Source organism: Streptomyces sp. R41, assembly GCF_041053055.1.
GTDB lineage: Bacteria > Actinomycetota > Actinomycetes > Streptomycetales > Streptomycetaceae > Streptomyces.
The window spans coordinates 280,753-307,685 of the sequence record NZ_CP163443.1 but is presented as its reverse complement, the minus strand read 5'-3'; the positions used below and the strand labels follow the sequence as shown (position 1 = coordinate 307,685).

At 69.1% G+C, this 26,933-nt stretch carries 21 protein-coding genes; 12 read left to right on the top strand and 9 right to left on the bottom strand.

Annotated features, from left to right (window positions below; translation table 11 throughout):
* The first annotated feature begins 24 nt into the window (after positions 1–24).
* The 3 genes from AB5J53_RS01545 (at position 25) to AB5J53_RS01535 (ending at position 2,673) form a co-directional block, all read left to right on the top strand.
* Positions 25–1,194 carry a YbfB/YjiJ family MFS transporter gene (locus tag AB5J53_RS01545; protein WP_369243836.1) on the top strand — a complete coding sequence of 390 codons (1,170 nt, stop codon included), beginning with the start codon at positions 25–27 and terminating at the stop codon, positions 1,192–1,194.
* A gap of 137 nt (positions 1,195–1,331) precedes the next feature.
* The gene (locus AB5J53_RS01540; RefSeq protein ID WP_369243835.1) at positions 1,332–1,937 is read left to right on the top strand and encodes a GPP34 family phosphoprotein; all 606 of its coding nucleotides are present in this window, start codon (positions 1,332–1,334) and stop codon (positions 1,935–1,937) included.
* Positions 1,938–2,106: 169 nt separating this feature from the next.
* Positions 2,107–2,673, top strand: coding sequence for an ABATE domain-containing protein (locus AB5J53_RS01535; protein ID WP_369243834.1), 567 nt, complete (start codon positions 2,107–2,109; stop codon positions 2,671–2,673).
* Between the two features lie 70 nt (positions 2,674–2,743).
* Here the strand turns inward: AB5J53_RS01535 and AB5J53_RS01530 are convergent, their stop codons facing one another.
* The gene (locus AB5J53_RS01530; protein WP_369243833.1) at positions 2,744–3,805 is read right to left on the bottom strand and encodes an alpha/beta fold hydrolase; all 1,062 of its coding nucleotides are present in this window, start codon (positions 3,803–3,805) and stop codon (positions 2,744–2,746) included.
* A 264-nt stretch (positions 3,806–4,069) separates the two neighbouring features.
* Between AB5J53_RS01530 and AB5J53_RS01525 the strand changes: the two genes are divergently transcribed.
* Entirely contained in the window at positions 4,070–4,246 is a 177-nt protein-coding gene (locus AB5J53_RS01525; RefSeq protein ID WP_369243832.1) for a hypothetical protein, read from the top strand.
* 355 nt (positions 4,247–4,601) lie between these two features.
* Here the strand turns inward: AB5J53_RS01525 and AB5J53_RS01520 are convergent, their stop codons facing one another.
* From AB5J53_RS01520 to AB5J53_RS01495, 6 genes are all read right to left on the bottom strand, one after another.
* Positions 4,602–7,403, bottom strand: coding sequence for a hypothetical protein (locus tag AB5J53_RS01520; RefSeq protein WP_369243831.1), 2,802 nt, complete (start codon positions 7,401–7,403; stop codon positions 4,602–4,604).
* Entirely contained in the window at positions 7,400–8,512 is a 1,113-nt protein-coding gene (locus AB5J53_RS01515; protein WP_369243830.1) for an AAA family ATPase, read from the bottom strand. The genes AB5J53_RS01520 and AB5J53_RS01515 overlap by 4 nt, the downstream gene beginning before the upstream one ends.
* A gap of 23 nt (positions 8,513–8,535) precedes the next feature.
* Entirely contained in the window at positions 8,536–9,975 is a 1,440-nt protein-coding gene (locus AB5J53_RS01510) for a VWA domain-containing protein (RefSeq protein ID WP_369243829.1), read from the bottom strand.
* Positions 9,972–11,390 (bottom strand): hypothetical protein, encoded by a 1,419-nt coding sequence (locus AB5J53_RS01505; protein ID WP_369243828.1) that lies wholly within the window; start codon positions 11,388–11,390, stop codon positions 9,972–9,974. Before AB5J53_RS01505 ends, AB5J53_RS01510 begins: the two co-directional genes overlap by 4 nt.
* Positions 11,360–11,863 (bottom strand): hypothetical protein, encoded by a 504-nt coding sequence (locus AB5J53_RS01500; RefSeq protein WP_369243827.1) that lies wholly within the window; start codon positions 11,861–11,863, stop codon positions 11,360–11,362. Before AB5J53_RS01500 ends, AB5J53_RS01505 begins: the two co-directional genes overlap by 31 nt.
* A 299-nt stretch (positions 11,864–12,162) precedes the next feature.
* Positions 12,163–14,208 carry a SpoIIE family protein phosphatase gene (locus AB5J53_RS01495; protein WP_369243826.1) on the bottom strand — a complete coding sequence of 682 codons (2,046 nt, stop codon included), beginning with the start codon at positions 14,206–14,208 and terminating at the stop codon, positions 12,163–12,165.
* A gap of 252 nt (positions 14,209–14,460) precedes the next feature.
* Here AB5J53_RS01495 and AB5J53_RS01490 point away from each other — a divergent pair, with 252 nt between their 5' ends.
* Both AB5J53_RS01490 and AB5J53_RS01485 read left to right on the top strand, forming a co-directional pair.
* The gene (locus AB5J53_RS01490) at positions 14,461–15,276 is read left to right on the top strand and encodes a DUF427 domain-containing protein (protein ID WP_369243825.1); all 816 of its coding nucleotides are present in this window, start codon (positions 14,461–14,463) and stop codon (positions 15,274–15,276) included.
* A gap of 258 nt (positions 15,277–15,534) precedes the next feature.
* Entirely contained in the window at positions 15,535–15,921 is a 387-nt protein-coding gene (locus AB5J53_RS01485; RefSeq protein WP_369243824.1) for a hypothetical protein, read from the top strand.
* A gap of 700 nt (positions 15,922–16,621) precedes the next feature.
* Here the strand turns inward: AB5J53_RS01485 and AB5J53_RS01480 are convergent.
* The gene (locus AB5J53_RS01480) at positions 16,622–18,310 is read right to left on the bottom strand and encodes a multicopper oxidase family protein (RefSeq protein WP_369243823.1); all 1,689 of its coding nucleotides are present in this window, start codon (positions 18,308–18,310) and stop codon (positions 16,622–16,624) included.
* Positions 18,311–18,664: 354 nt separating this feature from the next.
* On the opposite strand from AB5J53_RS01480, the gene AB5J53_RS01475 reads away from it, so the two are divergent.
* Together AB5J53_RS01475 and AB5J53_RS01470 are read left to right on the top strand one after the other, a co-directional pair.
* Positions 18,665–19,108 carry a hypothetical protein gene (locus AB5J53_RS01475; RefSeq protein ID WP_369243822.1) on the top strand — a complete coding sequence of 148 codons (444 nt, stop codon included), beginning with the start codon at positions 18,665–18,667 and terminating at the stop codon, positions 19,106–19,108.
* A gap of 42 nt (positions 19,109–19,150) precedes the next feature.
* Positions 19,151–20,161 carry a serine/threonine-protein kinase gene (locus AB5J53_RS01470; RefSeq protein WP_369243821.1) on the top strand — a complete coding sequence of 337 codons (1,011 nt, stop codon included), beginning with the start codon at positions 19,151–19,153 and terminating at the stop codon, positions 20,159–20,161.
* Here the strand turns inward: AB5J53_RS01470 and AB5J53_RS01465 are convergent.
* On the bottom strand, positions 20,158–21,234 hold the full coding sequence (locus tag AB5J53_RS01465; RefSeq protein ID WP_369243820.1) for a PP2C family protein-serine/threonine phosphatase: 1,077 nt from the start codon (positions 21,232–21,234) through the stop codon (positions 20,158–20,160). The genes AB5J53_RS01470 and AB5J53_RS01465 overlap by 4 nt on opposite strands.
* A gap of 633 nt (positions 21,235–21,867) precedes the next feature.
* Between AB5J53_RS01465 and AB5J53_RS01460 the strand changes: the two genes are divergently transcribed.
* The 4 genes from AB5J53_RS01460 (at position 21,868) to AB5J53_RS01445 (ending at position 26,887) form a co-directional block, all read left to right on the top strand.
* Positions 21,868–22,626, top strand: coding sequence for an IclR family transcriptional regulator (locus tag AB5J53_RS01460; protein WP_369243819.1), 759 nt, complete (start codon positions 21,868–21,870; stop codon positions 22,624–22,626).
* Between the two features lie 99 nt (positions 22,627–22,725).
* Positions 22,726–24,006 (top strand): PP2C family protein-serine/threonine phosphatase, encoded by a 1,281-nt coding sequence (locus AB5J53_RS01455; RefSeq protein WP_369243818.1) that lies wholly within the window; start codon positions 22,726–22,728, stop codon positions 24,004–24,006.
* Positions 24,007–24,223: 217 nt separating this feature from the next.
* Positions 24,224–25,864: a phosphoglucomutase (alpha-D-glucose-1,6-bisphosphate-dependent) gene (gene pgm / locus AB5J53_RS01450; protein WP_369243817.1), complete on the top strand. Its 1,641-nt coding sequence runs from the start codon at positions 24,224–24,226 to the stop codon at positions 25,862–25,864.
* A 261-nt stretch (positions 25,865–26,125) separates the two neighbouring features.
* Positions 26,126–26,887, top strand: coding sequence for an SDR family oxidoreductase (locus tag AB5J53_RS01445; RefSeq protein ID WP_369243816.1), 762 nt, complete (start codon positions 26,126–26,128; stop codon positions 26,885–26,887).
* Positions 26,888–26,933: the final 46 nt, after the last annotated feature.

Here is a 26,933-nt window from a genome sequence, read left to right as displayed (position 1 = left end):
GCCGCCGCTGCGCTCGCGGCCGGCATGGGCGTCGGCCGGTTCGTCTACACCCCGATCCTTCCCCTGATGCACAGCGAGGCGGGGCTGTCCGCCGGCGCCGGCGCGAACCTTGCCACCGCCAACTACGTCGGCTACCTCGTCGGTGCGCTCGCGGGAATCCTCGCCCCCGCTCTGGTCCGCTCACCCACGGTGCTTCGCGGTTCCCTGGTCGTCCTGACCGGCGTTCTGGCCGGGATGTCCGCCACACACAGCACGACGGTGTGGATGGTGCTCCGGCTGCTGGCCGGGGGAGCCAGCGCCCTGATCTTCGTCATCGCGGTCAGCTCCCTCCTCTGCCACCTCCGGGACCAACCCGCACACCTGCCCGGCTGGGCCTTCGGCGGAGTGGGCGCCGGTATCGCCCTGTCCGGGCTACTGGTGCTGATCCTGCGCACGGTCGCCGACTGGCAGGCCGCCTGGTGGGCCTCGGCCGGCCTCGCGGGCCTCCTCGCCGCGGCTTCGTGGAACCTCCGCCCCGAACAGCCTGTGGCAGCCTCCGGGGGATCTCGGGCGGTAACGGTCAGCCCGTCGGCGCCGCGCACCCATCGCTGGTTCAGCGCCCTGTTCACCAGCTACACCTTGGAGGGAATCGGCTACATCGTCGCCGGGACCTTCCTGGTCGCGGCGATCGGGCAGAGCTCACCGGGCTGGATCGGCAGCGGTGCCTGGGTGCTGGTCGGCCTGGCGGCCGTGCCGTCCTCGGCATGGTGGGCCTGGCTGGGGCGCCGCTGGTCCCGCCCCGACCTGCTGCTCGCCGCGCTCGTGGTCCAAGCCGTCGGCATCGTCCTGCCCGCCGTCGTCGGGGGAGTGGCAGCCGCTCTGGTGTCCGCGTTCCTGTTCGGCGCGACCTTCCTCGGTGTCAGCACCATCGCCCTGGCCACAGGCGCCCACCTGCAGTTTCCCCGTTCTGTCGCCCTGCTGACGACCGGGTACTCCGCAGGTCAGGTCCTCGGGCCGCTGGCCGTCGCTCCCCTCCTCCACGACGGCTACCACCAGGCCCTCGTCCTCGCGGCCGTCGTGGTCGTCGCCGCAGCCGTTGCGGCGGCCGTTCTGCGCATCGGCTTCCCGCACCGGATGGCCGTCGTACGGCACACCGTTCCGGGACGACGGTCCGGACCGCCAGAAGCCGCCGCGGCTTCGACCGACCACCCCTGACGAAGCCGCGCTACAGTCGACCATGTACGCGACCATGGACGTGAAGTGCCTTTTCCGAAACACCCTCTGTGGCGTCCGGTGGGGCTTCGCGCCCGGCCCAACCGCCGACGTCGCCGCCCCCTGACGTGGAGCCGTTGATGAGCACACCGCGGGACCTGTTCGTCGTGGCCATGGATGTGGAGCACACTCGTCCCGTTGAGCAGGGCGACCTGTCGCTGGCGCTCGCGGGAGCCGAGGTGATCGACCTCATCGATGCCCATACCGTCACGCTGGACGGCGACCTCATCGTGCCGGGTGACTGGTCCGAACCAGCTGATCGCCTGTTGGCCGAGGCGGCGTCGTCCATCACTCGACAGGCGCCCTATGAGTCGGTCGAGGAGTGGCTGTGGCGCAGAGGTCGCGGACTGTACTCGGCGTATCTGGCCGATCTTGATGCGGAGGGGCCGGGCACGCGGCAACGCCGACGTTGGTTGCCCTCCCGGACCGGCCAAACGGTGCCGGTTGATTCACCCGCTCGGCGTAGCTCGGCCGACCGCTGGGCCTCGCAGGAGCCCGTGCTCACCGCTCTTGCGACGGTCGTCGGAATCAGTGACAAGGCGGCGGAAGACTTCCCGAGCGTCACCGACGAGGCGGTGCTGACCGTGCTGGCCGCCGTCGATGACGCGGTCACGGAACTGGTGGCCGTACGACAGCGGCGAGCCATCGAAGAAGCGGCCTTCGACAACATCTGGCGAGGTCCGTGACGCGGGTGCCGGCCGGGCCGTGACGGCCCTGTACAGCTGTCAGTGGCCGTCACGGCCCGGCCGTCGTCGACGTGGAGGATCCTCGCCCCGTTGCAGGAGTGCCGCCGGGGTCGGCAGCCTCTTCGCGCGAACCTTGCAGGCAGTGAGAGTCACCTGTCAAAATGGTGACGTGAACCTGGATCATGTCTTTCCGTGCGGAAATCCCGCCCTCGACTTCGCCGCGACGCTTCGCGCCCGCCGGTCGGCACGGTTCGAGATGTTCGTGTCGCCGGACCGGCTGGACGCCTGGTACATGGAGTCCGGCATCGTCGACGCCGTCACCCCGAGCCGTGAATCCGACGTCGAGCAGGCGGTCACCGTTCGCGAGGCCATCTATGAGCTGGTCACCGCACGGCGGGCCGGGGAGGCGTACGACAGGAGGGCGCTCGCGGTGGTGAACAGTGCCGCCCGCAAGCCGTGCGCGACGCCGCAGCTCACCGCGACGGGGCGATGGACGGACGCCACGCCGGAGGAGGCCTTGTCCACGGTGGCGCGGCATGCCGTCGAGCTCTTGAGCGGACCCGATGTGCCGCTGCTGAAGGAGTGCGGGAATCCGGAATGCACCCGCGTCTACATCGATCGTTCGCGAGGCACACGCCGGCAGTGGTGCGGCATGGAGTCGTGCGGGAACAAGCTCAAGGCAGCTGCCTACCGCGCACGCAAGAAGCAGCATCACCAGGAGCCTGCCGCTCACTGATGCACGCCGGGCAGGCGGCCCAGCACCCGTTGCTGTGGCGTCGGGTATCGATTCTCGTGGCGCTCATGGCTCAGCGGTTGTCGAAGCCGTCGGCCTGGACAACCGCTTCGGCGAAGGCTTCGGGGGCCTCCTGGGGCACGTTGTGTCCGATGCCCTTCAGGTTCCTGTGTGCGTAAGGGCCCGAGAACTTGTCCCGATACTTCGCGCCGTCCCCGGCGGGAGTGAAGGGATCCAATTCGCCGTCAAGGGTGACCGTGGGTACTCCGATGACAGGTCCTTGGGAAAGCCGCTGCTCAAGAGTGTCGAATCGTCGATCGCCCGGTGCGAGACCCAGCCGCCAGCGATAGTTGTGGATCACGATGTCGGCGTAGTCGGGGTTCTTGAAGGCGGCGGCGGTGCGCTCGAACGTGGCGTCATCGAAGTTCCACGACGGGGAGTTGAACTTCCAGACGAGCTTTGCCAGATCGTGCCGGTATTCCTCGTTCTCGAGCCCGAGCCGCCCCCGTTCCGTGGAGAAGTAGTACTGGTACCACCAAGCCCATTCGGCGTTGGGTGGCAACGGCTGCTTGTTGGCTTCCCTGTTGGTGATGACGTACCCCGTCACGGAGACCAACGCCTTGCAGCGTTCCGGCCAGAGCGCGGCGATGATGTCGGCCGTCCGCGATCCCCAGTCGAACCCGGCGAGGACCGCCTTCTCGATCCGCAGCGCGTCCATCAGGGCGATGACATCGAGAGCGACCACCGACTGCTGGGCGTTGCGGAACGTGGTGCTGGAGAGGAAACGTGTCGTCCCGTGGCCGCGCAGGTGCGGGACGATCACTCGGTAACCCTGTGCTGCCAGCAGCGGGGCGACGTCGACATAGCTGTGGATGTCGTAAGGCCATCCGTGCAGAAGGATGACGGCGTGGCCATGGGCCGGCCCGGCCTCCGCGTAACCGACGTCCAGGACACCGGCCCTGATCTGCCGCAGTGAGGCAAACGATGTGTGCCGCTGCTTGATCGTCGAGAGCGTCGGCGAGCTCCCCTCGCCCGTTGCGGCTTGTGCCGGCGCCGAAGATGCGGCCCAACCAGCCCACGACGCCCCGACCGCACTCGCACCCGCGATCTTGTTGAAGCTCCGCCTTTTGAACATCAGAGACCTTCCCTCCGCATCATCGGGCAGCCACCAGCCTCGCGCGATTGCCCGGTTTGCGCTCGATCAGCGGCCCCGGCGTGTGCCATGGCCTGCGGGGCATGACCTTTGCAGAGGGTAGCGTCACCTGTCGCAAGGGTGACGAACTCGATACGGATGCCGCTCTTTTATGTCATGGAAGGGTTCCCTTTCTTTACCGTCACTACCTTGACGGGTGACGCAGCGGATGCAAGCATGGTCACCAGTCAAGCTGAGGAGGGCGAGATGACGCGCGAGAAGACGACTTCGGATGCTGCCGAGGCCATGCGCCATGCACGGTTTGGCAGGTTGCCGGAACGAATCCGGCTGGAAGACACGGTTGAAGAGAAGCCGGCCACGGTGCCGGATCCGGCGAAAGACGCGTACAACCCCGACGAGTGGCTCGTTCGTAACTGTCTGTGAGTAGAACGTGAAGATACCCAGGATCCTCAAAAACCTGTCGGCAGTCCTGGTGGCGGTCGTGATCGCCTTCGGCTGTTTCGCGCAGGTCTTCTGACGGGCTGCGGTGCGTGCTGGCCGGAGGGCGGACTTTGCCCATGGCTCAGTCGGAAACACGCGGGTTCACGGAAACCTGGTAGTGCGCAAGCCGGAACCCACTCGCGGGTCGCGATCCTCCGCGAACCACGAGCGAGTTCCGGCGTGATCAGACGTCGTCGGGTTCGTCTCGATGCCCCCCGGCGCGGCCCGAACTCCGTGTCCGGGCCGACCGGTTGGACATGACGGCGGCCGCCGCCCGGCAGCTGACGCCCCGCCGAAGTCATGCGTCGGCCAGCAACACCTCCAACGCCACAGCCGTATCCGGATGGCGCCCGACCAGTTCCGCGCCTCGCGGGCGAAGATCCGCCGACCCCCACGCCCCGTCGCAGCCCAGCAGGCTCGCTACGGCGTCGCACGTCGCGGGGTGGGCGGTGAGCAGTGTGAGACCGCGGCTGCCGTCCGCGCGCCGGGCCGACTGAGCGGCTCCCGGCTCCGGCCGGGCCCGCCACGGCGGCACCCACTCGTCCAGCGTGGCGAGCCGGACGGGGAAGATCCGCCCGGCCTCACGGATCAGCAGCGGGGCCAGTTCGGCGCCGCCCGATCGCAGGGTGGTGATGAGGGTCGGCAGCCACGGCAGAAGCACCGGGTCCGGCAGCCGTCCGAACGCGTTCGACACCGCCTCCACGACGAAGTCGGTGAGACCGGGGACGGGCTCCAGTGCGTGGACGAGGCCGCTGAGGTAGCGCGGATAGGCGGGCACCACCAAGGGGTTGCCCAGCAGTTCGTCGCACCTCGCCCGAAGGTCCGCGCGGGAGAGATTCCCGAGCTGTACCTGAGCCGCCCATAGCAGCGCCGTCCGCGACGGGTCCTGCGGATGCGACTGGGCGACCGCCAGCTCCAGTTGGGTCCGGTCGCAGCCCAGCGAAAGCGCCAGGCTCTCCATGCTGAACAGAAAGCCCAGCATCGCCGCCACTTGGCGGACAGTGGCGTCGTCGTCCGTGAAGGCCGTCGGCAGCAGGGTGCAGTAGTGCGCGTATCCGGTCTTGACGAAGGACTCGATCCACGGTGGCAGCACCGGCTCGCTGGTGCGGTAGTACGCCAGCAGCCGCCGCACCCGGCGCAGCACCTCCGGTGCGCCGTCGACGCTGCGTTCGGCCGACAGCACCTCCAGGGCGCGGGTGCCCAGCTCGTCGGCGAGGCGGCGGCTGCCCAGATACAGCGTCGCGTCCTCGACGGCTTCCAGGACGGTCGCAGCGGTGGCCTGCGGGGCGTATGCCGTGCGGCGCAGGCGTTGCTCCAGGACCTGCTCGATGCTGACGCCCTCGTAGCCGAGCTCGATGAGAGCACGCTGGTGGGTGCCCAGTGCCAGATCCCAGGACTCCTGGATCGGGCGCTCGCCCAGTTTCCGCTCGCCCATGATCGGTCGCGCTGCGCCCTGCGGCATCAGGAAGCGCAGCATCCACAACACGTCGGAGCAGCGCTCCAGTTCCGGCTTGGAGGCGATGTCGAGCAGCGCCCGTTGTACGCCGCGCTGCTGGAGTTTCAGGTTCAGCGGCGCGAGCCGGTCGTGCACGTCGCGGGCCAGGGGTGGCAGCGCGTCGTAGCCAACCTGGCCGACCCTGTCGCCGCCCATCATGATCTCCACGAGCCGGCGCACGTCGCGCCGGCCGGGCACGGTGTCCTTCTCGATGCAGGTGACGGCCGCGTCCTGGAAGTCGTACGGCGTCGGCTTGGCCCGGTCGCGCATCCCGGCCAGCAGGATCGACGTCTCGAACACGGCGATGGCGTCGGCGGTGGAGGCGAGATAGCCGTTCCGGCGCGCGGCGCGCACGATCTCCACCGACCAGCCGAGCAGTTCGGTCTCGTCCAGCCGGTCCAGGACGGGCGGTTGCCGCAGAAAGCCGGTCAGCTTGTCCGAGGGCGGGACCGCCGGTACGGGAGCCGCCGCGGCCGCGGTCTTCTTGGCCTTCGATTTCTTCGCGCCCGCCTGCCCCGCAAGGCGGTACGGTTCCACGCGCGTGCGCCTGATGTTCTTCGCCCATACCGTCGCGGCGATCGACACCGAGCCCGCGGCGAGGCCGAATTGCGCTTCGATCGCCGAGTGGCTGGACGGAATCAGTCCGTACTGCCACTTGGTGGCACTGCGCGGGCTGATCTCGAAGGTGTCCGCGCCTTGGACGCCGAACTCCGCGACACGGCTTGCCGCATGGAAGGCTCCGCACACGTAGAGGCAGTCCGCGGGATCGGTACCGGTCGCGGACAGGTGCTCGCGCATCCTGGTCCACATGTACCGTTCGCGGTCCTCGTCCACCCGCATCCGATGCGGGTCGCCGGGTGCAAGGCGCCGGAAAAGGCTGCCGATCAGGAGCATGACCTGGCGGTAGGTGTCGTGGTCGCTGTCGCCGAGCGGCAGTTCGACGTACTGGTGCCACCACTCCGACCAGTGCCGCACCCTGCCGTGGCGCAGCAGGTGTTCCTCCAGTTCGGCGAAGCGCGGCCGCAGGTCGCCGATCTCCACACCGACCGCGTCGCCGTGCAGCGCGGCCTCCTCATCGGCGGGCGGTGCATCCGGATCGGCCGACTCGGAGGAATGAGTCCCGCGCGCGTCCCACTGGAAGACGTGGTCCGAGGAACGGTCGACGAGGACCAGTTCGACGCCCGGCGTGTCCAGCGCGTAGGCGATCGCCTGGTACTCGGCCGAGGCCTCGGTGATCGGTGCGACCACCGACAGCGGGGACCAGTCGGCAGGGAAGCCGTCGACCTCGGTCGCGAACGCCTGGACCGCCACCGGCAGCCTGCAGTTGCGCAGTTCGGTCAGCAACGGTGCCATGTCCTCGCACAGCTCCAGATACACGACCTTCGGCTGCTTCTCCCGCAGGCGGCGTGCCATCGCGATCGCCGAGGCGGGCGAGTGGTGGCAGACGGGGAAAATCTCCAGTGGCTCACGCACCGCGCGGTCGACGTCGTCGACGAGTCCGAGCAGGATGCCCTCCAGGGCGTCGGGTCCGTCGGCGAATGTCGCCGCGGCCTCCTGCAGCTGCCCACGCAGTGCCTCGAAGGTCCCCTCGTGCGTGCCGCTCATGAGAGGGTGGCGATCGCGTCGCGGCCGCCCTCCAGGAACTCCGGCCAGGATCCGCCCTCTTCCTTGCTGCGCGGCTCGACGACGCCGTGCAGGTACTTGTTGAGGATGGCCAGGTCCTCGGGCTCGCGCCGGGCCAGGGACCCGACGAGCGAGGAAGCCAGTGTGCGGGCGGTCAGGGCGCGTTCGCCGAAGAAGTTGCTGTGCAGGATCGCGTCCTCGAGCACGCCGATCTGTTCGGCGGAGGACAGCGCGGACTCCAGCTTCTCGTCGTCGCTGCCGGCCGCGGCCGCCGAGGCGCGCAGGTCCGCGAAACTCTGCAGCAGCACGTCGAGCAGCGTCGGCGGCACGTCCAGCTCGATTTGGTGGCGACGCAGCAGTTCCTCGGTGCGGAACCGGACGATCTCCGCCTCGCTCTTCTTGTTCGTCACCACCGGGATGCGGACGAAGTTGAAGCGGCGCTTGAGCGCCGAGGACAAGTCGTTGACGCCCCGGTCGCGGCTGTTGGCGGTCGCGATGATCGAGAAGCCGGGCTTGGCGAAGACGATGTTGTCGCTGTCGAGCTCGGGAACGGAGATGTATTTCTCGGACAGGATCGAGATCAGCGCGTCCTGGACGTCGCTGGTGGAGCGGGTGAGTTCCTCGAAACGGCCGATCGCGCCGGTCTCCATCGCGGTCATGATCGGCGAGGGGATCATCGAGTCCCGCGACTGACCCTTGGCGATGACCATGGACACGTTCCAGGAGTACTTGATGTGGTCCTCGGTGGTGCCGGCCGTGCCCTGCACGACCAGCGTGGAGTTGCGAGAGATCGCGGCGGACAGCAGCTCGGCCAGCCAGCTCTTGCCGGTGCCGGGGTCGCCGATGAGCAGCAGGCCACGGTCGGAGGCCAGCGTGACGATGGACCGCTCGACGAAACTGCGGTCGCCGTACCACTTCTGCGGGATCTCCCGCTCCAGGCCGTCGGAACGCTCGGAGCCCAGGACGAACAGGCGGACCATCTTCGGGGACAGGCGCCAGGAGAAGGGCTTGGGGTTGTCGTCGATGGACTCCAGCCAGTCCAGTTCCTCGGCGTACTTGATCTCGGCAGGGGCGCGCAGCAGGTCGGACATATCGGGGCCTTTCTCGGCTGGTATCAAGCGAGGAACGTCTTGAGTTCGTGGACGAGCTTGCGGATGTGGCCGGAGATCACCGGCGTGCCAAGGTCCTTGAAGCGCTCCCGGAACCACGGGTTGACGCTGCCGCGGCCGGAGCTGGTCACCGAGCCGACCGGGATGAACTTGGCTCCCGAGCGGTGAATGGCGGCCATGCTCTCGAACAGCTGCTCGGTCCGCCACTCGTAGAAGTCCGAGATCCACACCACGACGGTGTTGCGGGGCTCGGCGATCTTCGGCTGGGCCAGCGCCATGGCGACCGTGCCGTCGGTGCCGCCCCCGAGGTTGGTGCGCAGCAGGCTCTCGAAGGGGTCGTGCACCCACGGCGTGAGGTCGATCGCCTGGGTGTCGTACGCGATCAGGTGGACGTCCACCTTCGGCAGCCCGGCGAAGATCGACGCCAGGATGGTGCAGTTCACCATCGAGTCGACCATCGAGCCCGACTGGTCCACGACGACGATGAGCCGCTGGGGCGTCGTCTTGCGGGCGGTGTGCCGGTAGTAGAGGCGGTCGACGTACAACCGCTCCTCCTCCGGGCTCCAGTTGGTGAGGTTCTTCCAGATCGTGCGGTCGAGGTCGAGGTTGCGGAACACCCGCTTGGGCGGGACGGAGCGGTCCAGGGCGCCTACCGTGGCCTTCTCCACCTGGGTGCGCAGTACTTCGGCGACCTCGTCGACGAAACGGCGGATCAGGGCCTTGGCGTTGGCCAGGGCCACGCCCGAGAGGTTGTTCTTGTCCCGCAGCAACTGCTCGATCAGCGACATGCTCGGGGTCAGCTGCGCGGCGAGCCTGGGGTCGGCCAGCACCTCGCGCAGATGCATCCGCTTGACGAGGTCGGCCTCGATGGCGCCGAGTTCCGGGCCGATCGCCGGAATCAGCTGGCTGAGATCGGGCGTCGTCCCCCGCCCGCCGGTGCCGGTCGGGCTGACGCCCGGTCCTGCGGTGCTTCCCCCGGCCCGTCCGCCGCGCAGTTCGCCGGGTTTGCAGCCGAGCGCGAGCTCCAGCCAGCCCGCGTCGGACTGCCAGCGAGCCAGCTGCCCGGCGGTGACGGTGCCCGCGCCGGAGGCGAAGACGTTGAGCAGCACCTTCGACACCAGGGCGGCGCGCCGGACTTCGGCTGCCCGGTCGCGCGCACCCTCGTCGGGCTCGGGCGCCATCAGACCGTCGAACTCGACGGCCAGCTCCGGGTGGCGCTGCACGATCGAGTCCGCGGAGGCCTGCGGGTCCAGCAGCGCGGACGGCAGACCGATGTCCTCGACGACGGCGAGGCTCGCCGATTCCAAGGTGCCCTGCTCCTCGTGGTCGAAGAGGCGGGCGAGGAGCCGCCAGTAAAGGACCTGACGGCGGTTGTCGTGGGGGTCCACCTCGGGGTTCTGTGGGGTCGCGTGCGCGGGCGATTCATCGGTCGCGTGCTCCGTCATTTCCGCAACAGCCTCCCCGCACGCTCCCGCAGCACGGCCACGGCGTCGATGGCGGCCTTCTCGGCCTTGACGCCCGCCTTGTCGGTCGTGCCCCCGGCCCATCCTCCGGCGTGGATCGCGACAGCCTTCTTCCGTACGGTCGTCTCCACGGCCAGCGGCTGGACGCGATACGTCCCTGCGTCCCAGCGGAGCAGCCCGATGCACGCGCCGGACGCCGCGACGGCCTCAGGGGTGAGCGGCCCGGCGGTCGGAATGCGGTCGGTGTCGACAGCGAGCGGGTGTCCGGCGACGGTGAACGTGAGTGCGTCGTCGTCTGTCTGGGCGACGTAGCCCTCCAGGAACACGGGTACGGCGATACGCGCCGGGTGCCGGTCCAGGGGTGCGGTCGCCGCGTCGGTGGCGGAGGGCAGCGCGACGCGTGCGGTGGCGAAGGCGTCGGCGGGCTCGCTCGGGCGTGCGTGCTCGTCGCTCCAGATCAGGTCGCCCTCGGCGGTGACCGGCATGCCGGCGAGGTCCATCGAGCGACCTTCGCTGACGGCCGCCAGGAGCGACATGTGCGGGCGCACCAGCTGCCAGAGGCCGGCTCCGACCACTGTGTCGGGCTTCGGCACCGACACGCCGGCCCGCACCAGACGGGGCGCGGCGCCGTCCGCGGGCTCGAACACCGCGTGGACCTGGGCCTGTACGGCGGTCGCGTGCTCCTGCAGGTCGACGCCGAGGGGCAGGAGGCGTCCGGTGGCCGTACCGGTCGCGGGCCCGGCGACGGCGCCGGGCAGCGTCAGGAGCATCGCGCGCGACCAGAGATCTCCCCATCGGCGCTCCGGGGCACGGTCCAGTGACGCGCCCGGGCAGGATGCGGCGAGTTCGGCGGCGAAGCCGTCGAGCAGCGTCGCGAGGCGGCGCAGGCTCGGGTCCGGAAGCATCGCCGAGACGACTTGTGCCGACCCGGAGACCACGTCGTGGTCGATTCCCTGCCACCCCGAGCGCGCCAGATCGGACAGCCAGGAGCGGGCGGCGACGAGCAGATTCGCGGCCTGCCGCCTCGCGGCCGGCGGGGCCGTCTCCTCGCTGCGGGTGCGGCCGGTGGCCTCGTCGAGGCGGCTCACGAGGGCGTCGTGAACGGAGCCGAGGAGTGCCGTACGAGCGGCGGCGAGGGCGATGAAGTGGTCTTCGCTCGCGGCTCCGGCCGCCGTCTTCTCGGCCGCCTCGGCGACCCTGGCGGCAAGTGGGGTACCCGCGACGGCGTCGGCGAGCTCTGTGAGACCGGCGGCCTGGGCGGGCTGGGGACGGAGCAGGCCGGCGACGAGAGCCCGGTCGAAGGCGTCGACGGCCGCCACGGCTTCGTCGAGCCCGGCGATGGTCTCGGACAGCAGGTCGGCGCGCATCACGCCACCGCCCTGGTCGGCGGGAACCACTGCATCTCCGTCAACGGCGCGGTGCTCGGGGCGAGTTCCAGATAGGCCAGATGACGCAGGAACCGGCTGAAGACCGGCGCGGCGGCCTTGGTGTCCCCCTGCGATGGACGTGTGTTGCTCATGACGGCGGCGATGGTCTGCGCGCTCGGCTCCCCGTCCACGATCTCCACCCTCAGATAGCGGGCCACGCGCCCGGCGCCGTACTGCAGCACCGCCTCGTTGATCAGGGCCCGGATGTGATTGCAGAACGAACCCCTTGCGCCGCCGCAGGGTCGGTTGTTGTTCGTACTGCAAGCGAACCCGTAGGTGCCCGCCGCCACCGACGAGACATAGACCCGCTCGATGTCCGAGCCGCTGGACACCACGCCCTGCAGGCGTCCGTCGGCCAGCTCGACGAACGGGACCTTGGCCAGCTTGCGCGGCCGCGCGGGTGCTATCACCCGTGCCGTGCTCGACCTCTCCCAATCCGACAACGCACCATCTCCTATGCACGCAGGGGGACTTCCACACCACAGCGGCGGGACACGACTGAACATACTGGCGACCACTGACAACGCCCGATCGCGGACGCACGGCCGCGTCAGGCACGGTCGTTCCGATGGCCTGCGAAGCGGCTGTGCCGGTGGGTGCGGACGCATGGATGGCGAGAGCGGCCCCGGTGCCCATGAGCACCGAGGCCGTGGACAAGCCGACTCGCAGAACCCACTACGACGTGCGCCCGGTGTCAGTCGCCTGAGTCCGACATCCCTCGACCCCTGGCCGCTGTCACCTGTCAGCCAAGTGTGCGAACCAGCAGGAGTGCCACATCGTCGTCGGGATCGGGGCGCAACGTGCCGAGCAGCATGTCGCTGGTCCTCTCCAAGGAGTGCTGCGGGCCTTGAAGGATCCTCGTCATGGATTCCAGGGCGACGTCGATGGGCTGGCTCCGGCTCTCGACCAGCCCGTCGGTGTAGAGGGCGAGCAAGGAGCCCGGAGGCAGTTCCTGCTTCATGGTGCCGAAGGGCACACCGCCGACGCCGAGGGGTACGCCGCCGGGCACGTCCAGGAGTTCGGCACTGCGGTCGGGACGGATCATGACGGGCGGGAGGTGACCGGCGCTGGACAGCTCGCAGGTGCCCCGACGGGGGTCGCACACGGCATAGACGCAGGTGGCGATCGTGTCACCGAGGGAGCCGGCGATGTCGTCGAGATGGTGCAACAGTTCGGCGGGGGACGGATCGAGACGGGCCAGGGCGCGGGTTGCGGTGCTCAACTGCCCCATGATGGCCGCGGCTTGGACACCCTTGCCCATCACATCGCCGACGATCAGACCGGTCCGTCCCCGGCTCAGGCGCAGCACGTCGTACCAGTCCCCGCCGACCTCGCTCAACGCCGGAAGATATCGGACGGCGATGTCGAGGCCCTCGTGGTCCACGGGCATGGCCGGCAGCAGACTGCGCTGGAGGGTCAGCGCCGCCGTGCGCTCGCGTCCGTAGAGCCGGGCGTTGTCCACGCAGATCGCCGCGCGGGCTGCGAGTTCCGAGGCGAGGATGCGGTCCTGTTCGTTGAACGAACGGGAGTTGATGGTGCGGTACAGACTGAGCGTGCCCAGCACTTCGCCCCGGGCCACCAGCGGGACGGCCAGGTAGGAGTGGACGCCTGCCGTACGCAGGGTCTGGGCGGCATGGGAGTCCCTGGCGATGCGTCGCATCATCCCGGAATCCACGCGCTCCACCAGGATCGGCCTGGCTTCCCGGACACACTGGGTGATGATCCGGGTGGAGCTGTAGGTGGCCAGCTCACCGACCGGGTCCGCGGCGTGGATGGCGTCCGTGAGGTACCCGGCCGATACGGCCAGCGCCCTGAACTCGGCATGGGCGTCTCCGGTGACCGCGGTGGTGGTGCCGTGGGCGACCACCGCCTCGAGCACATCGACGGCTGCCAGGTCCGCAAGCTCCGGTACGGCGACGTCGGCCAGTTCCCGAGCGGTCTGCTGAAGATCCAACGTGGTGCCGATACGGACACCGGCGTCCGCGATCACGGACAGGTGCTCACGGGCCTGGGCGACCTCGGCAGCCGCCTGCTGCCGCTCGGAGACGTCGATGATGGCCATCGCCAGTCCGAGGACGCGGCCCTGGGCGTCCTCGATGCGGTGGTACGACTCCGAGTACGCGCGGTCTTCGGTGCCGGCCGCCGTCCTGCCGACGGTCTGCTGGTCCAACAGGGATTTTCCGCTGGCCAGGACAAGCCGCATGCGCGACTCGATGGTCTCCGCGTCCAGACTCGGCAGCACCTCCCGGATACGGCGCCCCAGGACCGCTTCCTCGGGCAGACCGTTGATCCGCTCCATGGCCGGATTGACGCCCACCCATCGCAGATCGGTGTCGAAGACAGCGATGCCCAGCGGGGTCTGATTGACCAGGCTGTGGGACAGTGCCAGCTCCCGCTCCACGCGCCGTACCGTGGTGGCATCCGCCGCCAGGCCGAGAAGATGGGCCTGCCCGTGGCTGTCGCGCAGCCGCATGGTGCGAAACTCCACCGAGCGTTCCGTGCCGTCCCTGTGCTGCAAGGGGAAGACACCCGCCCATCTGGCTCCGGACCGGACCTGCGCGAACAGCTCGCGCGCCCGCTGCCGGTTGTCGGGCGAGACCAGGAGGTCGTCGGCGCCGTGGTCAAGAGCCTCATCCGCCCGATATCCGAGCAGTTGTTCGGCTTCCGGACTCCACAACACGATGCGGCCGTCGCTGTCGAGCACCACGGCCGCGACCTGCAACAGGTCGAGCAGGCCGCCCGGCGCGGCGGTGACCCCGTCCTCGTCCCCGGTTCCATACCCGTGCATACCAGCCGCTCCTTCCGGCGCGGCACCGGCACTGCCAAGATCCGCTCTGCGGGTTCTCCGATTACGTCACAACGCGCTCCGGAGGGCAACACCTGCACCATGGACCCGTTCACGAACCGCAGGTGGCGGGCGTAGCGGCGGGTGGTCGCCGTACTCCATGTGCGACCGTACGAGTGACGGTGCGGACCCCGGGTCGTGGCCCGGCGCGAGCATCGCGTACGCCGTGGTCACCCTCTGGAAGGAGAGCCGGTCATGAGCACATTCCTCACAGCGCGGTCCGTCAGGACGACGCCGGAAGGCATCCTGTGGGAGCCGAGTGAACGCTGGGTGCGTGGCCGCACCGGCGACATCACCGTCGTCGACAGCAGGCATCCGGTGCTTGTCTGGGAGCCCGGTCGGCCGGTCCCGCTGTACGCCTTCCCCCGCGAGGAGATCCGGGCCGACCTGCTGCGCCCGGCCAAGAACCCGCCGATCGGCACGCACTCAGGCTCGCAGATCTTCTACGACCTGGAAATCGGCGACGAACTGCTGGAGAACGCGGCCTGGACCTTCCCCGCCGACGAATTGGCCGACCTCGTCGCGTTCGAATGGTTCCAGCGCAGCGGCAGGGGACTGGCCCACTGGTACGAGGAGGAGGAAGAGATCTTCATCCACCCTCGCGACCCGCACAAGCGGGTGGACGCACTGCCGAGCAGCCGGCACGTCACGGTGGAGATCAACGGAACGGTCGTCGCCGACACCCACCGGCCTGTGCTGCTCTTCGAAACCGGGCTGCCTGTGCGCTACTACGTTCCGCGCGAGGACGTTCGCCTGGACCTGCTCGTCCATACAAACCACACCAGCGGCTGCCCGTACAAGGGCACCGCCGAGTACTGGTCCCGGCAGGGCGAAGCCGACGCGCCGCCGAACCTCGCCTGGAGCTATCTGCACCCGCTGCCCGCCGTGGCCGCCATCGAACGGCGCATCGCCTTCTACAACGAAGCAGTCGACATCACCGTGGACGGTGAAGTCCTTGAGCGCCCCGTCACTCCGTTCAGCGCCACACTCCTGGCGCGCCCAACGACGTAGAGCTCACACGCTTTTCGTCGGTTCACGGTCCGTCAGATGTGCGTTGACCCGTGGGGAGGGGCCGGAACCCTTACAGGCTCCGGCCCCTCGTTCGAATCCGAGCGGATCCGGGTAACTTCTCTACGCCCGGCCGGTGTTGCGGGGGTGCGACCCATGCGCGGCGCGACAAGTAGTCCCGCGTAGCTGTGGCGACGCGGGGCTACCAGAGAGGGCCCAACTGGCTTGCCGAGTTGACTCGCCGTCAAACTTCAAGCGTCAGTGGCCGCCGTTTCCGCCGCCGCCGCCGTGACCGCCGCCGCCACCGTGACCGCCGCCACCGTGACCGCCGCCGCCGTGCCCGCCATTGCCGTGCCCGCCGTTGCCGTGGCCGCCGTTGCCATGGTCGCCATTGCCGTGGTCACCGTTGCCGTGGTCGCCATTGCCGTACCCACCGTGATCGTTATCGGAGTCACGGTTCCCATGGTCGTCGTGACTGCGACCCCAGTCGTCGTCATTGCACGAGTCGTGGCCGCTCCAGTAACTGCTGCTGCAGTTGTCGTCGGACGAATCGTGGTGGCCCGTGGTGGTGGCACTGGCGATGCTTGCTCCGCCCAGGGCCAGAGCCAGGGCAGCGAACAGGCTGGCGAGCAGCCGGAAAGCCGTTGATGTCATAACCCGCATGGTGTTCCCCTTCCCGGGAGCGTCGACGGCTCCGAGCTCCGCACGCTCGCGGTGACGTCAGCACCTTGTGGGGCACTGATACGTTCGCGAAGGGGTCCGGTACATCGGCCTTGGAATTGACGGGAGTTGCCGTCGCCGACTCATGCGCTGAATGCGCAGCATCGGGCCCGACGAGGCTGCTCAGTTCGGCAGTCCCCGCGGCGGGGCATTCGTCCGTCGTACAACCGACGACCGGGTGATCGGCGGTCGCGTGTTGAGATTGTTCGTCTCATCAGGTGAAGACGGACATTTGGTTTAATCCGCCTCTAACTTACGCATATGATCGCGTCGAAGTCAAGCGCGGCAGATGGGCCCGGGGGTTCGGGCGGTCGGCTACAACTCCATGCGCAACTTCCCCTCATCGATGAGCAGTTGGTGTCTGATCGCCGGAGGTCTGTTGCCGTGGTCCAGGTGCCGAGCGGTGAGTGCCGTCCGATCCTCGTCACCCCGCGCTACCAGGAGACGGCAGCCGGCTGGGCAGTCGTTCACACATTCGATTCCCGGGCTCCTTCGGTACCTCCGGAGCTGGAGACGGCCACCCCCGGCCCTGCACTCGGCAAGGGGAGGTATTCATGACAACTCCGGAGGCCGATAAGCCCATTGCGGTGCTATGACGACGGTGGTGGGCGGGTAGTCGACACCGTGGTCACTTTCGGTAGCCGAGGATGGTCATCATGCCGGATTCGGAGTGGTACTGGTTGTGGCAGTGGAGCATCCACAGGCCGGGGTTGTCGGCGTTGAAGTCGACGACGAGTTTGCGGTGCGGAAGTACCACGGAGGTGTCCTTGCGGGCTCCGACCGCGTCGATGCCCTTGAGGGCGAAGGTGTGGCCGTGCAGGTGCAAGGGGTGCCACATGTCGGTGCCGTTGATGAGGGTCAGGCGGACCCGTTCCCCCTCTCGGACCGGGTGGCGTTGTTGGATGGAGTAGGGCTGGTGGTCGAAGCTCCAGTCGAATCTCCGCATGCTGCCGGTCAGCCTGACGCGCATCTCACGGTCCGGCTTGCGGCCGCAGAGGGCCACGGATTCGTGTGGTACGAGGCGTCTGGCCGGCACGATCTGGCCCTCGAGTTCCCGTGGATGTACGGATGCCCGGGGGCTGGCCCCGCCGCCGGTGCGCAGGAGTGCCAGGGCTCGGGCGTTCTTGCCCTCGGCCAGCGCGACCAGCGGGAACACCCCGTCCTTTGCGGTGATCAGCACGTCGTAGCGTTCAGCCATGCCGAGCAGCAGCGCGTCCGTCCTCTTGTGCTCGACCGGGTAGCCGTCCGTGTGCGTCACCGTCATCTCGTGGCCGCCCAGTGCCACGCGGAAGGCCGTGTCGCCCCCGGCGTTGATGATCCGCAGCCGGATGCGGTCCCCGGGGCGGGCCCGGAAAACCGAAGGAGTGTGCGGGAGGCGGCCGTTGATCAGGTAGAACGGGTAGTCGACATTGCCGCCCTCGCTGTGCAGGATGCGGCTGTGGGAGTTCCGCAGGACGCGGGAGGGGCCGGCGGACCTGTCATGGCCGGAGCCGTCGTGTTCGCTGCCCTCATCCATGCCCATGTCCATGTCCATCGCACTCTTGCCGTGGTGCAACTGCGCGAGCACGCCGTCCGGAGTGGAGCCGGCGACGCCGTCCACCCAGTCGTCGAGGACGATGACCCACTCCTTGTCGTAGGACAAGGGCTCCCTGCGGTCCTCGACGATCAGCGGGGCGTACAGGCCGCGGTCGAGCTGCATTCCCGAGTGCGAATGCAGCCAGTACGTGCCTGGGTGTGTCACGGCGAAGCGGTAGCTGAAGTCCGCGCCGGGCTCGATGGGGTACTGGGTCAGACCAGGTACGCCGTCCATGTCGCAGCGCATGCGGACACCGTGCGAGTGCAGCGTCGTCGTCACGGGCAGGTGGTTGGCGAGCGTCAGGTCGAGGATGTCGCCCGCGGTGATCCTGACCTCCTTGCCGGGCAGTGTGTCGCCGTACGCCCATGACCTGACGGTTCGCCCGCCCAGGTCGAGGGTGGTCTCGGCGGCGGTCAGCCTGAACCTGCGGACGGGGCCGGGCCCGCGGGCCTTCTCGGCGGCGATGACCTCGGGATCGGACGGGTTCACGTATCCCTTGGGCCCCTTGGGGACGAAGGCCCTGCTGCCGTGCCCGGCTGTCGCAGACCTCGAGTGGGAGTCGGTCCTCGCGTGGGATCCGGGCTCCGGGTGCGAGCCGGGCCCTGGGCGGGCGCCGGAGTCGGTCCCTGAGCCGGAATCGGTCCCTGAGCGGGAGTCGGTCCCTGAGCAGGCAGACAGGAATCCCGAGCCGACGGCCACGATCGAGGCACCGAGCAAGGTGCGCCGCGTATGTGTGTGCATGGCTGAATAACACACGTTTTGTGCTTGCCTGTGCGAGAACCGGGGCGGCGCGTCTCGTGAATCGCGTGCCCCGCCGCAGGTCCCGCACGACGAGGCTTCCGCCAAAACCCGGTGTAACGCGGCTGAACGGGGGAGGGGCGGCGCGTACCGCTGTCGACCCGTGCCGATGCATGGTCTCGCTTGTTCGGGTGGTGTATCGCGGGGCGTGGTCGTAGCGTCGAGTGAGGAGCAACTGCTGGATGAGGCGCCGTTGTCACGGGCGACTGCTCCTGGCGCGCTGACCGAGGTGCGCGGGCGGATGAGGTGTGCACCGAGGGCCGCGTGGGCTCGCAATGAGGCAGCTGGGGAGCCGGCATGCAGAGACAGAAGCTCAAGTCAGCGGTTCTGCTGTGTGCCGCCGCGGCGCTGGCGGGGGCAGTGGTGCCGGCGTCCGCTTCCGCTGAGTCGCCTGCGGAAACTCGTGTGGTGGCCGTCGACTGTTTCTCGAAGGCGCAGATACGGCCGCGCGACTTCTTGCTGGCCTGCGGGGACGGCAACAACCGCCTGACGGCGCTGCGGTGGTTCCATTGGGGGCCGACGTCCGCGGTGGGTAGCGGACTGGACGCAGTGAATGACTGTCTGCCCTACTGTGCCGCCGGAAAATTCCACACCTTCCCTGTCAGCGTGCGGCTCGACCGCCCGGAGAGCTGGCGAAAGCATCCTGGACTGCAGCATTTCACCCGGCTGCGGCTGATCTATACCGACAACAGGCCCCCGCGGCTGCAGCAGCGGGAAGTGACGTACAAACTCTGGGACTGACGAGTTCCGCGCTCTCGCACGGTGGAGTGGGGGTGATGTGTGATGGATTCCGCGCCGGATGGGGCGAGTCAGTATTCGGGTCGGCCATCGGGGCTGATCGGGGCGCAGATCGCGGGTTACCGCGTGGAGCGTGAGATCGGCCGTGGGGGTATGGCCGTTGTATATTGTGCGAAGGATTTGCGCCTGGAGCGTACGGTTGCGTTGAAATTGCTTGCGCCCGAGATGGCGCGCAATGACACGTTCCGGCGCCGCTTTACGCACGAGTCACGTGTGGCCGCCGCGATTGACCATCCTCATATTGTGCCGATCTTTGAGGCCGGTGAGATGGATGGTGTGCTGTATATCGCCATGCGGTATGTGTCGGGGCTGGACCTGCGGGCTCTGCTCGACCGGGACGGTCCGTTGACGGTGGAAACCGCGCTGCGTATTGCCGCTCAGGTGGCGTCGGCGCTTGATGCGGCTCATGAGCATGATTTGGTGCACCGCGATGTCAAGCCGGGCAATATTCTTGTTGCTCAGGGGACTGACAGCGATCATCCTGAGCATGTTTATCTCACGGATTTCGGTCTCACCAAGAAGTCCTTGTCGTTGACCGGGTTCACGACCGTGGGCGAGTTCGTCGGCACCCTGGACTATGTGGCGCCGGAGCAGATTTCGGGCCGACCGGTGGATGGCAGATGTGATCTCTACAGCCTCGCCTGCGTCGTCTACGAAACCCTTGCAGGCGGTCCGCCTTTCCAGCGGGATGAGGACATAGCGCTGCTGTGGGCGCATCAATACGATCAGCCCCCTGCCCTGAGTGAGAAGCGGCAGGGGATCGCGCCGGCGTTGGACGGCGTTCTGGCCAAGGCTTTGGAGAAGGTTCCCGAGGACCGTTACGACTCCTGTCTGGAGTTCGTGGCGGCATTGCGGGCTGCCGCGGGCGGAGCCGACAAGGGAGCGTATGCGCCCGTGCAGGCGGGGTCCCGCGGTGTTTCGGGCGTGCGGCAGCCGGGGCGGGCTCCGGATCCGCCGGTCTGGGCGCGGCCGGTCTTCGGACGCTTGCCCGGTTAGGTCAGCGGTGGTGCCCCATCGGGCAGGAGGCAGGCCGTGAGAGCGGCGGTGTCGTCGTGCAGGTTGTTTTCGCTGTAGGCGAGGAGATCGTGATGGAGGCGGTCCAGGAGTTGTCGCGGCGGGAGCGGGCCCCAGGAGCGGACGCGCTGGATGAGGGGGTAGAAGGTGCCGGCCGGGTCGCGGGTTTCCGTGATGCCGTCGGTGTAGAGGAGCAGCTGGTCGCCGGGGCAGAAGGCGTGTTCGTCGACGTGGTACGGCTCCCCGACGAGCATGCCGAGGTTGAGGGGCGGAGCGGACCGGGACGTCTCCAGCTCACTCACTCCGTCCGGACGGATGAGCAAGGGCGGTGGATGACCGCAGTTGACGATACGGACGATGTGGTCCTGGGCGACGATCTCGGCGAAGACGGCGGTCACAAAACGCTCGCTCATGTCGCTCCCGGGGAGCTGGGCGGCCCTGCGACCCATGCTGGTCTCCACCCGGCCCGCCAGCTCGGCGAGGTCGGGTTCGTCGTGAGCGGCTTCGCGGAACGCGCCGAGCAGGGTCGCGGCGGTTTCCACTGCGAGCAGGCCCTTGCCGCGGACGTCGCCGATCAGCAGGCGTACCCCGTGCGTGGTGGGCACGGCCTCGTAGAGGTCGCCACCGATGCGCGCCTCCGCGGCGGCGGAAAGGTAGAAGCTCTCCACCAGGATGTTGCCGATCCGGTGGGGGAGCGGCCGCAGCAGGACGCGCTGGGCGGTGTCGGCCACGAAGCGCACCGTGGCGAGGGTCCGTTCGCGTCGTGTGCGGTGGGTGGCGAGGAAGGTTCCCAGGGTGCCGACGAGAGCGGTGCAGAAGTAGGCGGCCACGTAGTGGCGGTCCCACAGGTAACCGACGGAACGGCCCGCGCAGCACGGGGTGCCTGCCAGGACGCCCTCGAAGGCGATGGCGAACGCGGTGACGCCCGCGACGACCGCGGGTCCGTGGGCGAAGGCGGCCACCAGCGGCAGGGCGATCAGCAGGAAGCTCACCGGCCATTGCACGGGCGTGAGGGGCTCGATCAGCAGGACGGCCGCGACGTAGAGAACGGGCATCCAGCGCATCCACGCCGGTGGTGCCGGCAAGGCCTCACCGCCACCGCCCGGCCGCGACTCACGGTGACCTGCTTCCGCGGCGCGGCCCGGCCACCTCACTGCCCCCCTCCTGCGCCCGGATGCCGTCGAACCGGCGAGGTGTCCCGGGGCGGGGCCTACGAGCGGACGACGCACCTGACGGCTCGATTGACGCAGCCTGCACACACGGGACTCCTGGCACGGATCTCGGCAAGAGGACCAGCCTGCTGGGCCCCGGCACGGCGTACGGGGCATTGCTCCACCCGGCGGCATGTCAGGGGGACCACCTGATGATCTGCCCGGCCTGGAACCCGTGGCTGCCCGTCCGCACGGGCCGCCGGGCTCCTCGCCGCCGGCGCCGGCCAGATCTGGCGGCGCCTCGGTACCGCCGGATGCTGCCACACGGCTCACCAGTAGAAACAGGACCGGCGCCGTACCCGCCCCCGGGGAGGTACGGGGCCGGTCCACGACTCCGGCCGTGTTCGCCGACCGTCGAAGCCTCGCACGCCTATCACCCGTCCCGGCCCTCCGTTCCGGGCGCGGGCTCCAGTGTGCGGGGTCGCGCGGGACCGTGCGCGCCTTGCTTGCGGCGCGTGCCCGGGGCACGCTGGTCGTATGGGTGCTCACGACGGCCCGACGCTCATCACTTCCGTGCAGCGGGCCTTCCGCTTGCTGGAAGCGGTGAGCACCCACGAGAACGGCGCGCCGGCCAAGCAGCTGGCACGTGAGACGGACCTGCCCCTGGCCACCGCGTATCACCTGCTGCGGACGCTGGTGCACGACGGATACGTACGGAAGCTGGACGACGGCGGGTTCATCCTGGGCGACAAGCTGCAGGGGCTGCGCACCACGAGCAGCAGGCAGGCGCTGCTCAGCCGGGTCCGTCCCACGCTCGCCGCGCTGCGGGACCAGCTTGCGACGGCCGCCTACCTCACCTTCTACGAGGAGGGCGAGATCCGGGTGGCCGAGATCGTCGACGGTCCCCGGGCGCCCCGGGTCGACCTCTGGGTGGGAATGGAGGACGCGGGGCACGCCACCGCGCTGGGCAAGTCCGTGCTGCGCGAGCTGGACGAGGACTCCCGCAAGGACTACCTCTCCCGGCACGACCTCGCCGACCTCACGCCACGGACCATCACCAGCCTTCCGGAACTGCTCCGGCGACTCGACTCCTCACCCATGGCCCCGGCCGTCACGGACCTGGAAGAGTACGCCCTCGGCACGGTCTGCGTCGCCGTGCCCGTCTACAGCGGGGACACGCTCGGCTCGCTCGGCGTCTCACTTCCGGCGGACCGGCTTTCCCGACTTGAGGAGATCCGGGCGCGGCTGCTCCCGACCGCGAGTCGTGTGACCAGGAGCCTGTCGCTCACTATCTGAAAATCCTGTCCTTGTGGCGCCCGAGCGAAGGCCGTTTCCTGGATGAAACAGGCATTTCAGGAATGCGCCCCGCGCCCAGGTGAGGACTGCAGACAGAACATGAGTCAGGCCCGAGACCATGGCGGCGACCACCGGCTGATACGGCTGTGCAGGAACCCAGTGGCCAGTCCCGGGGCGTCGGCCCGGAGACGCGTCGCAGCACAGCTGGCCACCGGTACGCCGGTGCTGCCCGTGCTGATCGTCTCCGCCATCGCGCTCGTCGACCTCGTCGGCGGAGCAGGGATGATCTGGCTGCCACTGCTCGCGGCCGGGCCCGCCCTGGCCGCCACCACCTGCGGGCCGCGCGGAGTCCTCAGTGTCGGTCTCCTCGCCGTGACGCTGGGCGCGATGCTCGGAGCGCTGGACGGTGCTCCGGGCCGCGAGCTGGCGGCCGTACTGTCCGCCGTGGTGGCCGTGACTCTGGCGAGTGGCCTGGCCAGCGTGCTGCGCGGGCGTCGTGAACGAGTGCTCGCGGCCGTCCGCTCGGTCGCGGAGGCCGCCCAGCACGCGCTTCTCAAGCCGATACCGGCGACCGTCGGCCCGTTCCGGGTGGCCGTCCGCTACAGCGCCGCAGCGGCGGAGGCCCGTATCGGCGGGGATCTCTACGCACTGGTGCCCACCCCGTACGGGGTCAGGCTGATCGTCGGCGATGTGCGCGGCAAGGGGCTGCCGGCCGTGTCGACCGCCGCACTTGTGCTCGGTATCTTCCGCGAGGCCGCCTACGACGAACCCGACATCCTCGACGTCGTCGACAGGATCGAGCGCAGTCTGGCGCGCAACCTCGGCTTTGACGACTTCGTCACCGCCGTCGTCGCCGGATACCCGAAGGCAGGGCATCTGGAAGTGGTCAACTGCGGACACGCGCCTCCGCTGCTGGTCCGCGAATCCGGGGCCGTCGTGGCGGTAGAGCCCACCCATCCGGCCCCACCCCTCGGGCTCCGCGCCCTCACGGGCGAGACTCCCAGCCTGCAGGTGCTGCCCTTCGCCGACGGGGATCAACTGCTCCTCTACACCGACGGGGTCACCGAGGCCCGCAACCACAGTCGTGAGTTCTACCCGCTCGCCGAAGGTCTGGCACGCCACGTGTCCGACGAGCCGTCGCGCACCCTCACCGCGCTCCACGACGAACTACTGGCGCATGTGGGCGGCCGGCTCCACGACGACGCGGCGCTGCTCCTGCTCCGCAAACCGTCCCTGCTCGAACCGGCGGCTCCCGAAGCGCCCCTTCCCGAACCGGCGTCCAATACCGGCCGCGGCAGCGGCTCTTACTCCCTTCCGCCCCGCTCCGGGTCCGCTGCCCTGGGCGGCGGAAGCGAGGCTGTCGCCGCCGTCACACCGTAAGGCCGGAACAGGAGCGTCTGACGGCCCGTCCGGACGCCCCGCCCCTTCTCCGGTCACCAGGGATGCGCAGTGCCCGATGAGGGTTCCTGGAAGACCCAGGTGAAGACACACCCGCCCCGATCCCAGGGTTTGCCCGGTGGGGCACTCGCGGACTGCGGCCGTGACAAGGAAAGATGAGACCGCAAGGGACGGTCAACAGATGTGGAGGAGCGGGCACATGGTGCACGAGCGAGCGGGCAGGCCGGCCGGTCCCGAGGATCTCGTCGACGTCGCCCGACTGGTCACCGCGTACTACGCACTGCACCCTGACCCGGCCGAACCGGGGCAGCGCGTTGCGTTCGGCACGTCCGGACACCGCGGGTCGTCACTGACGACCGCGTTCAATGAGGACCATATCGCCGCGACCAGCCAGGCCATCTGCGAATACCGGGCCGGCCAGGGCACAGACGGCCCCCTCTTCCTGGGCGCCGACACCCATGCGCTGTCGGAGCCCGCGAAGGTCACCGCCCTGGAGGTGTTCGCCGCCAACGAGGTGACGGTGCTCATCGACGCGGCGGACGGCTACACGCCCACCCCGGCGGTGTCGCACGCCATCCTCACCCACAACCGCGGACGCTCCGCCGGCCTCGCGGACGGCGTGGTCGTCACCCCCTCCCACAACCCGCCCGCCGACGGAGGCTTCAAGTACAACCCGCCCAACGGCGGACCGGCCGGCTCCGAGGCGACGTCCTGGATCCAGGACCGCGCCAACCAGATCATCGCGGGCGGGCTGAAGGACGTGCGCCGCCTTCCCTACGCCCGGGCCCTCGCCGCCTCCACCACCAGCCGGTACGACTTCCTCGGAACCTACGTCTCCGACCTGCCGAACGTGCTGGACCTCGACGCGATCCGCGCCGCCGACGTGCCTCTCGGCGCCGACCCACTGGGCGGGGCGTCGGTCGCCTACTGGGGCCGCATCGCCGAGCAGCACGAACTCGACCTGACGGTGGTCAACCCGCTCACGGACCCCACCTGGCGCTTCATGACACTGGACTGGGACGGCAAGATCCGTATGGACTGCTCGTCGCCCTACGCGATGGCGTCGCTCATCGAACGGCGCGACCGCTTCCGGATCGCCACGGGCAACGACGCGGACGCCGACCGGCACGGCATCGTCACACCGGACGCGGGGCTGATGAACCCCAACCACTACCTGGCCACCGCCATTTCCTACCTCTACTCCCACCGTGAACGCTGGCCCGCGGACGCGGGGATCGGCAAGACCCTGGTGTCGTCCGGAATGATCGACCGGGTCGCCGCCGACCTGGACCGTCAACTGGTCGAGGTTCCCGTGGGGTTCAAGTGGTTCGTGGACGGGCTGGTCGACGGCTCGCTCGGTTTCGGCGGCGAGGAGTCGGCCGGCGCCTCCTTCCTGCGCCGGGACGGCTCGGTCTGGACCACCGACAAGGACGGCATCATCCTGGCGCTGCTCGCCGGTGAGATCACGGCGGTCACCGGCAAGACTCCGTCCGAGCACTACGCCACGCTCACCGCCCGCTTCGGCGAGCCCGCGTACGAGCGCATCGACGCCCCGGCGTCACGCGAGGAGAAGTCCCTGCTCGCCCGGCTCTCTCCCGAACAGGTCGGCGCGGACACCCTCGCCGGGGAAGCCGTCACCTCGGTGCTGACCCACGCCCCCGGCAACGGCGCGGCCATCGGCGGCATCAAGGTGACGACCGGCAACGCCTGGTTCGCTGCACGGCCCTCGGGCACCGAGGACGTCTACAAGATCTACGCCGAGTCGTTTCTCGGGCAGGACCATCTGCGTACGGTGCAGGAGGAGGCCAAGGCGGTGGTCCAGGCGGCCTTGGGCGGCTGAACCCGGGTCCGCTCCGCGACTGCGGCCGGCCCGCCGTGCCGATGGTGCCACCGCTCCTGGCGGCTCCTTGTCCGCGCCGGCCGATCCTGCGGTTGCCGTCGCGCCCGTGGGCAGAAGTGCAGGCAGCTGGGCCGGCAGACAGGCGATCAGCGGCCCGAAGGGCGACACTGGGACCAGAGACTGATACCCGGAGGTTCGGATGACGGGCAGCGCGCTGAGTGACGACGGTGGTGTGACGGTCTTCGGTGGCGGCGTTTCGCCATGACGGCCGCAGCCGGCGCTCCCGGCACTCACCGCCGGCCCGACCTCGCCGACCAGACCGTGGTGGTGATCGGGGCCAGCGCGGGTATCGGACTGGAAACCGCCCGCCAGGTACGCGCAGGCGGTGGCCAGGTCGTGCTGGTCGGCCGGAACCCGGAACGGCTGCAGCAGGCTGCGCGCGAGCTCGACCCGGTGAGCACAGCGGCGTTCGACGCCACCGACACCGACCGCCTCAAGCAGTTCTTCGAGGATCTGTCCGGGCCGGTCGACCATGTGATGGTCACAGCCGGCAGCCCCTCCTACATGCCCTTGGCAGGCATGGACCTCGCAGCCGCGCGCCGTGAATTCGACGAGCGCCTCGCCACGACACTCGGGGTCGCCCTCTACAGCCGTGACAAGGTCCGAGCCGGGGGCACGCTGCTGTTCATGGGCGGCACCGGCGGTCGGCACCACGGTGTCGGCATGACCGTGGTGTCCGCCATGACCGCGGCCCTGCCCGCCCTCATCGCGAACCTGGCGCTCGAACTGGCGCCGATCCGCGTGAATCTCATCGCTGCCGGATTCGTCGACACGCCCCTGTCGGCCTCGCTCCTGGGCGATCAGCTCGAGGCACGGCGCGAGGAGCTGCGCGCCACGCTTCCCATCCGACGGGTCGTCGGCCCCGCCGACGTTGCCGCGCTGGCCGTACACATCATGTGCAACGACGCGCTCACCGGCGCAACGTACGACATTGACGGCGGCCAGCAGCTCGTCGCGCACTGACTACCAGGCAGGAGCATCTCGGGGACGGCAGTCGAATGCGGACACA